At 52.3% G+C, this 6,650-nt stretch carries 5 protein-coding genes; all 5 read left to right on the forward strand.

The genetic code is table 11. The features are described from left to right. The first annotated feature begins 221 nt into the window (after window positions 1-221). From HMPREF2888_RS03770 to HMPREF2888_RS03790, 5 genes are read left to right on the forward strand one after another with little or no spacing between them, the layout of a single operon-like run. Window positions 222-857, forward strand: a complete 636-nt coding sequence (locus tag HMPREF2888_RS03770; RefSeq protein WP_061921197.1) for an MptD family putative ECF transporter S component — start codon at window positions 222-224, stop codon at window positions 855-857. 50 nt (window positions 858-907) lie between these two features. Beyond that, window positions 908-1,579, forward strand: coding sequence for an energy-coupling factor transporter transmembrane component T family protein (locus tag HMPREF2888_RS03775; protein ID WP_235591016.1), 672 nt, complete (start codon window positions 908-910; stop codon window positions 1,577-1,579). Beyond that, window positions 1,576-3,045 carry an ABC transporter ATP-binding protein gene (locus tag HMPREF2888_RS03780; RefSeq protein ID WP_062036168.1) on the forward strand — a complete coding sequence of 490 codons (1,470 nt, stop codon included), beginning with the start codon at window positions 1,576-1,578 and terminating at the stop codon, window positions 3,043-3,045. The genes HMPREF2888_RS03775 and HMPREF2888_RS03780 overlap by 4 nt, the downstream gene beginning before the upstream one ends. Before the next feature lie 7 nt (window positions 3,046-3,052). Next, on the forward strand, window positions 3,053-4,801 hold the full coding sequence (locus HMPREF2888_RS03785; protein ID WP_062036170.1) for an ABC transporter ATP-binding protein: 1,749 nt from the start codon (window positions 3,053-3,055) through the stop codon (window positions 4,799-4,801). Continuing rightward, window positions 4,794-6,566, forward strand: a complete 1,773-nt coding sequence (locus HMPREF2888_RS03790; RefSeq protein WP_061921189.1) for an ABC transporter ATP-binding protein — start codon at window positions 4,794-4,796, stop codon at window positions 6,564-6,566. Before HMPREF2888_RS03785 ends, HMPREF2888_RS03790 begins: the two co-directional genes overlap by 8 nt. Window positions 6,567-6,650 lie beyond the last annotated feature (84 nt).

The raw sequence follows: 6,650 nt of genomic DNA on the forward strand, positions 1-6,650 counted from the left end.
CCTAGGAACAAAACTCGGGGCACTTCACAGGGTTGTCTTGCCGTTGGTGCTTACTTTGTCGGTGCATAGTCGGTAGTCGTGCTCTGGTTTGATGTCCGCTTATCTACATTCGCCCCCATTAAGGGTGAATCTTCAGATCAAAACTAGAAATAGTTTATATACAGCACTATCTGTATTAGGTAAGCCTTGCCTTTCCAGCTGTTCATGAATCGAGGTTTACTATGACCCAACAGTCCTCTACGCCCGCACGGAGTACAAGCTCATCCAGTGGGGCGACGGCACGTTTAAACACCAGAGATCTCATCAACGCTGGTATCTTTGCTGCACTTTACTTTGTAATCACCTTTGTAAGCGGAATGATTGGATTCGCAGGACCACAATTCATGTTTATTGGATGGTTCATCGCGGCAATCGCAAACGGAATCGTGCTAGCGCTTTATGCCGCCCGCACGCCCAAAATGGGTGCTTTCACCCTCGTCGGTGGTATTAACGGACTAGCATTCATGCTCACCGGACACTACTTCTGGACCCTGCTGGGAAGCATAATTCTAGGGTTTATCGCGGATTTGATTATTACAAAAAGCCACCTCAGTATTGCCAGATCCTTCCCTATTGCCTACAGCGTCTTCTGTGTCTGGATTTCTATGCCTTTTATCCCGCTAATTCTGGATACGGACTCCTACTACGTCGATATCGCAGACCAAATGGGTCAAGAATATGCCGATGCCATGTCGGATATCTTCCAGCCATGGACCATTGGAGTACTGGCCATTTGTGCGCTCATCGTCGGCTTTATCGGAGGAAAGGTCGGAGTTCGCGTCAGCCGCAAACACTTTGAAAGCGCTGGTCTCCTGTGAGCCTGCAAAAACAGGGCGTGCTTCGTCGATCTTCGATCGATCCACGGACCGTGCTGCTTTCTGTTCTAGTAATCAATGCGGTAGCTCTCAGCCACGGCCACCTACCGACACTGCTGATTTCTATCGCTTTCAGCTCCATCGCACTAGCTACAGTAAAGCCACACTATGGTCTTATTTGCCTGTTCGCTTTTGCATTATCCTATCTAGGGTACTGGGGCCTATTACAGCTTCCTGGCTCCACATTTTTCGCTTTTTCAGCGGCAATTTTTTCGTGGCTAAGCCGTTTTGTCATCAGCATGTCCATCGGCGCATTCGGCTTGCTCACTCTCACACCATCCACGTTGACCTCAGCACTGCGGGACCTGCGTTTACCAGGCTGGGCCACCATTCCACCGGCGGTATTCCTGCGCGTTTTGCCGATCATCGTGGCAGAAGCCAAAGCCATCCGCGATGCCATGGTCCTTCGGGGTCTCCAGCCTGGAGTAAAAAGCTGGATCACACAGCCCACACAATCGTCCGCGATGTTGATCATCCCCTTATTAGGTGCCGTCGTCCGCGCTGGTGATGAGCTCGCTGCCTCTGCTCTTGTCCGGGGATTGGGAGGACCCGCACGCCCAACCACCACCGCCGATCTTTCCTTCAAGCTTGTCGATGCAACTGCACTAGCTGGGTTGGGCCTCGTTGTTGCCTCTGTCTGGCTTCCCACGGAGGTCCACTTATGAACGAACGCAGTATCGCAACCAGTGTAGACGCCCACAACGTTTCTTTTACATATCCATTGGGAGCTCGGCCAGGCATTCAAGGTGTATCTGATGTGTCTTTTTCTGTCTCTCCAGGACAGTGTCTACTGATTACCGGTGATTCCGGATCGGGAAAGTCCACGGTACTCAATTTGATCAACGGACTCATCCCCCATTTCAATCCAGGAGAGCTACTAGGCACCATCACTATTATAAAGGATGACCAGGCTTTTACCCCTGCGGAAGAACCGCTGTCCCGAGCCATCGAGTTCAGCGCCTCAGTATTCCAGAATCCAAGGACACAATTTTTCACTGAAAGCGTCAATGCAGAATTGGCCTTCGGGCTAGAAAACCTTGGTGTAGATCCCAAAGAAATTGAGTCGAGGATTCAATCAGCGGTCGAGCTACTAGGCATTAACGATCTTCGGGGCCGGCGATTCAAAGAATTATCCGGTGGGCAGTTACAAACCGTGGCATGCGCATGCGCGCTTGTGTCCCCGGGCAGTCTCGTGCTTCTCGATGAACCCACGTCCAATCTCTCCATGGAAAGCATCGATATTCTTGCACGCGTGCTACACCGCTTGAAGGAATTAGGCACAACGATCATTATCGCTGATCACCGTCTCTTTTTCTTAAAAGATATCGCTGACCAAGTTATTTACTTGACTCAGGGAAAAATAACGCGGAGTTTCCGCGCTCAGGAGTTTTATGCCTTAGACGAACCCGAACGCAAACAATTGGGGCTACGCAGCTTACACCATGTTCCCCTGCCCGCGAGCGTGCCGGTACCACCCACGCTCGAAAACGCCGATCCCCAGCGGAGCGGACTCGAGCTAAGCAACATCTGTTTTTCTTATGGCGCACATGAGGTATTAAACATTGACCACGCATTTTTCCCCAGCGGCGAAGTCACCGCCTTAATCGGGCCCAACGGCGCTGGAAAAACCACCCTCGCCAGGATCATTTGTGGTCTTGCTTCTCCCAAACGCGGCGGTAGTCTCCGTTTGAACAGCAAACGAGTAGGAGCGGCTGCCCGCAGACGTGCCGCGTACATGGTGATGCAAGATGTTGGCCGCCAATTATTCGCAGCCACCACCGAAGAAGAAGTCACGCTCGGACTGGCAAAGAAGAAGCGGGACCACATCGATGTCAATGAGATTCTCCATCGCCTCGATCTGGCAGGAATGGCCCAACGGCATCCGCAGTCTCTGTCCGGTGGGCAACGGCAACGCTTAGCCATAGCTTCAGCCCAAGCCGAGCAAGCAGCGATCTACATCTTCGATGAACCTACCTCTGGCGTGGGCTGGCGCCAACTGCAATCCATCTCTGCGCTACTTCGATCTCTTGCAGCAAGCGGAGCAGTGGTCATCGTCATCACCCATGACCACGAATTCATCCAAGAATCAGTCACCAGAATCATCGATATGACTGACATCAACAAGAATTGAGAAAGAAATGTCTGAACTAAAACAAAGTTCCACAGAATCAAGCGGAACCCACGCACCAGAATCACACGGTGCGTCACCGGAAGAAGAGGCTCACGCAAAACTAAAAGCCGGCCAGGTCGCTCTAAAAAAACTACTGGCCCCAGTGCAAACAACCATCTACTTCGCACAGTTTCTCGCGCTTATATCCTCGGTACTCGCCGTAGCACCCTACGTCGCGTTGGTGGCACTGGGAAATGCTCTAATCGACGGCAAAACTGATGACGTCGCGTCCATTGTGAAATGGCTACTTGCTGCATTTTTGGGCCAGCTATTCTTCTATTTCCTTGCCCTTGCAATCACCCACTTCGCTGATGCAAAGCTGGTGGGGATTAACCGGCGCCGAATTATTACCGCTATTGCGAAAGCACCACTCTCGTGGTTTAGCCAGACTAATTCCGGCAAAGTCCGCAAAGCCGTCGAGGACGATACGTTAACTCTGCACACCCTGACAGCCCATGCTCCTGTAGAGAAGGTCGCCGCGATCTTTACGCCCCTCGCGCTTCTGGTTTATGCCTTTTTCTTGGATTGGCGCCTTGGTCTACTTTCTATTGCCACTGTGCCCATTTTCCTAGCAATCCAAGCATATTCAATGAAAGATATGGGCACAAAAACTGCGGAAATGGATAATTATCTGGGTGAGGTCTCTGCGACTGCGGTGGAGTTCTCCGAAGGTATTTCCGTCGTCAAGGCTTTCGGCACCGTTGGCAAAGCCCACGCTCGATATCGCGAAGCTGCCCAAAAATTCGCGGAATTCTATTACGAGTGGGTACGTCCGCTTCTGCGTGTTTCCGCAATCTCAGAGTCTGTGGTGGCGGTTCCTGTCCTCATCCTTATCAATCTAGGAGTCGGTTCCCTGCTGATAGCTGGTGGCTATGTCACGGTCGCTGAAGTCATCGCAACAACGTTAATTGCGCTGGTGCTCCCAGGCACGATTCAAACCGTCGGCCAAATGATGTGGTCTTACCAGCTCGCTGGCAATGCGGCGTTGCGCCTTGATGAAGTCATGACAATTTCCCATGTGAAAGAAGGCCAAAAGAGACTCGATGCCAGTAGTCAAGACATGGAGGTGGAGTTCCATAAGGTCAGCTTTAGCTACGCCCCAGACACACCAGTCCTCCAAGACTTTTCTGCGCAACTAAATGCAGGCACTGTCACGGCATTGATTGGCCCCTCCGGGTCTGGCAAATCCACAGCAGCAACGATGCTGGCGCGTTTCCAGGATCCAGATTCGGGCACAATCACTATCAACAACGTGGATATCCGTGATCTCACTTTCGACAGTTTGTACCGCACTGTGGCTTTCGTCTTACAAGATCCTCACTTACTGCGTATGAGTATTCGGGAAAACATTCGCCTTGCACGCCCAGAAGCCCGCGATGAAGAGATCTGGCAAGCCGCAGAGGCTGCGCACATAGCTGCTGATATTCGCGCTTTACCGGCTGGGCTCGACACCGTTGTTGGTGAGGACACCTCTTTATCCGGTGGACAACAGCAACGCATTTCTATTGCCCGGGCAATCATTACCAATGCCCCAATCTTGATCCTGGATGAAGCTACTGCGGCAACTGATCCTGACTGCGAAGCAGAAATTCAAGCAGCTCTAGCCACACTCGTCAGAGGCAAGACCGTCTTAGTCATCGCCCACAAGCCGGAGTCCATCCAAGGAGCAGACCAAATAATCTGCCTCAAGCCTATGAAGGATAATTCTCATGTCTAATGCCACTACGCCTGTTAGTTCGCGTCTTCGTGATCCGCTACTCACTCGCAGTGTCAAAAAGCTGCAAAGTCCTGTAGGCCATAAGCTCAATAAAAGGTATGCTTGTCTATCGCTTATCGTTGGCGTGCTTGATGGCCTCGCCGTTCTCACGCTCGTGCCACTTACAAAGGCACTCGATGGGGATACGACGATCGCACCATGGATGTGGACGCTTTTGGCAATTGCGCTCGTAGCTTTTGCGCTACGATTTTTCGCAACCATGGCCTCTTACCACACGGCCTTGGATTTCATCCGAGCCGCGCACACGACTGTGGGCGATAAATTAGCAACGCTACCGCTCGGCTGGTTCGTACCGGCTAATACCGGCGGCCTATCTCGCCTCGTTTCAGATCGCTTTATGGTGGCGGCCGAGACCATTGCGCATATTCAAGGAACGATATACCGCGATAGCGCGGCACTTGTCACCTTGTTAGTAGGAGCGTGTTTCTGGAACCCGAAGCTGGGCTTGGTCCTTCTTATCATCGCACCATTGGCGCTCGTGGTGATGCAGTTGGCTGCATGGATTCGTGAGAAAGCATCGAACCGCGCACTGGGGCCGAGTAAAGAGCTCTCCCAGCGCATCGTAGAATTTGCTAACCGTCAACCAGCCCTGCGCGCGGCAGGACAATCACAAGTTTTTGCGCCACTAGAGCAAGCGCTAGAAATCGACCATAAAGCACGAATACGCGAGCTATGGGTATCCACATTAGCTTTGCTACTCAACGGCATAATAGTGCAGATCTTCATTGTGGCTCTCATTATGGTCTCCGCGGATCTTGCCGTTGAAGGCGCCCTATCGCCACTAGAAACAATTGCGATCATCGGAATCAGCTTGAGGTTTACCCGCACGCTTGAACAGCTGGGTTCTTCTTTCGTCGGTTTAGATGCCGGCCGTATCGCGCTCACAGAAACTGAGCTCATCACCGATGCCCCTTCCCTGCCAGAACCCACTACTCCGCGCCTAGGCGATGGTTCGGGAAATGTCGAGCTGCTTAATGTCACGTTTGGATACGGCGATAAACCAGTATTGGTAGATGTCACTTTCCATGCTCGACCAGGCACCGTTACCGCCATTGTCGGTCCTTCTGGCTCCGGAAAGACCACAATTGCGCGCCTTATTTCGCGATTCTGGGATGTAGATTCCGGGGCGGTGATGGTTGACGGCGTAGATATCCGCGAGCTTGGAACCGAACAGTTAATGTCCAGACTGTCCATGGTCTTTCAGGACGTTTACCTCTTCGACGACTCGTTAATCGCTAATATCCGCGTTGGTCGTCCCGACGCCTCCGATGAGGAAGTCTTCCGCGCAGCTGATCTTTCAGGCGTGACTTCTATTGCCAACCGCCTAGGGTGGCATACTCCTGTTGGTGAAGGCGGGCGGCTTCTATCCGGTGGTGAACGCCAGCGCGTATCTGTAGCTCGCGCGCTTCTCAAGCAAGCGCCGATTGTACTCTTTGATGAGGCTACCTCCGCGCTCGATGCAGAAAATGAGGCAAACATTCTTGCTGCGATGGACGAGCTACGGGAGCAATCTACTTTTATTGTCATCGCCCATAAGCTGGATACAATCAAATCTGCTGATCAAATCGTAGTCTTGGATGAACACGGGCAAGTCAGCCAGCTAGGCACGCATTCTGAGCTTTCCGATGTCCCTGGTATCTACCGTCACTTCTGGCAGCAACGCAAAGCAGCAAGCGGGTGGAAAATCAGTTCGGGACGCGATTAACGCGGGCACCGAGATCGGCATTGTTTGCGGGGGACACCCTTCTCTCCCCCTCTCTCCCATTACGTTGTTAGCAGTTCCACCCCA

It is taken from the genome of Corynebacterium sp. HMSC077D03 (assembly GCF_001808545.1).
GTDB lineage: Bacteria > Actinomycetota > Actinomycetes > Mycobacteriales > Mycobacteriaceae > Corynebacterium > Corynebacterium simulans.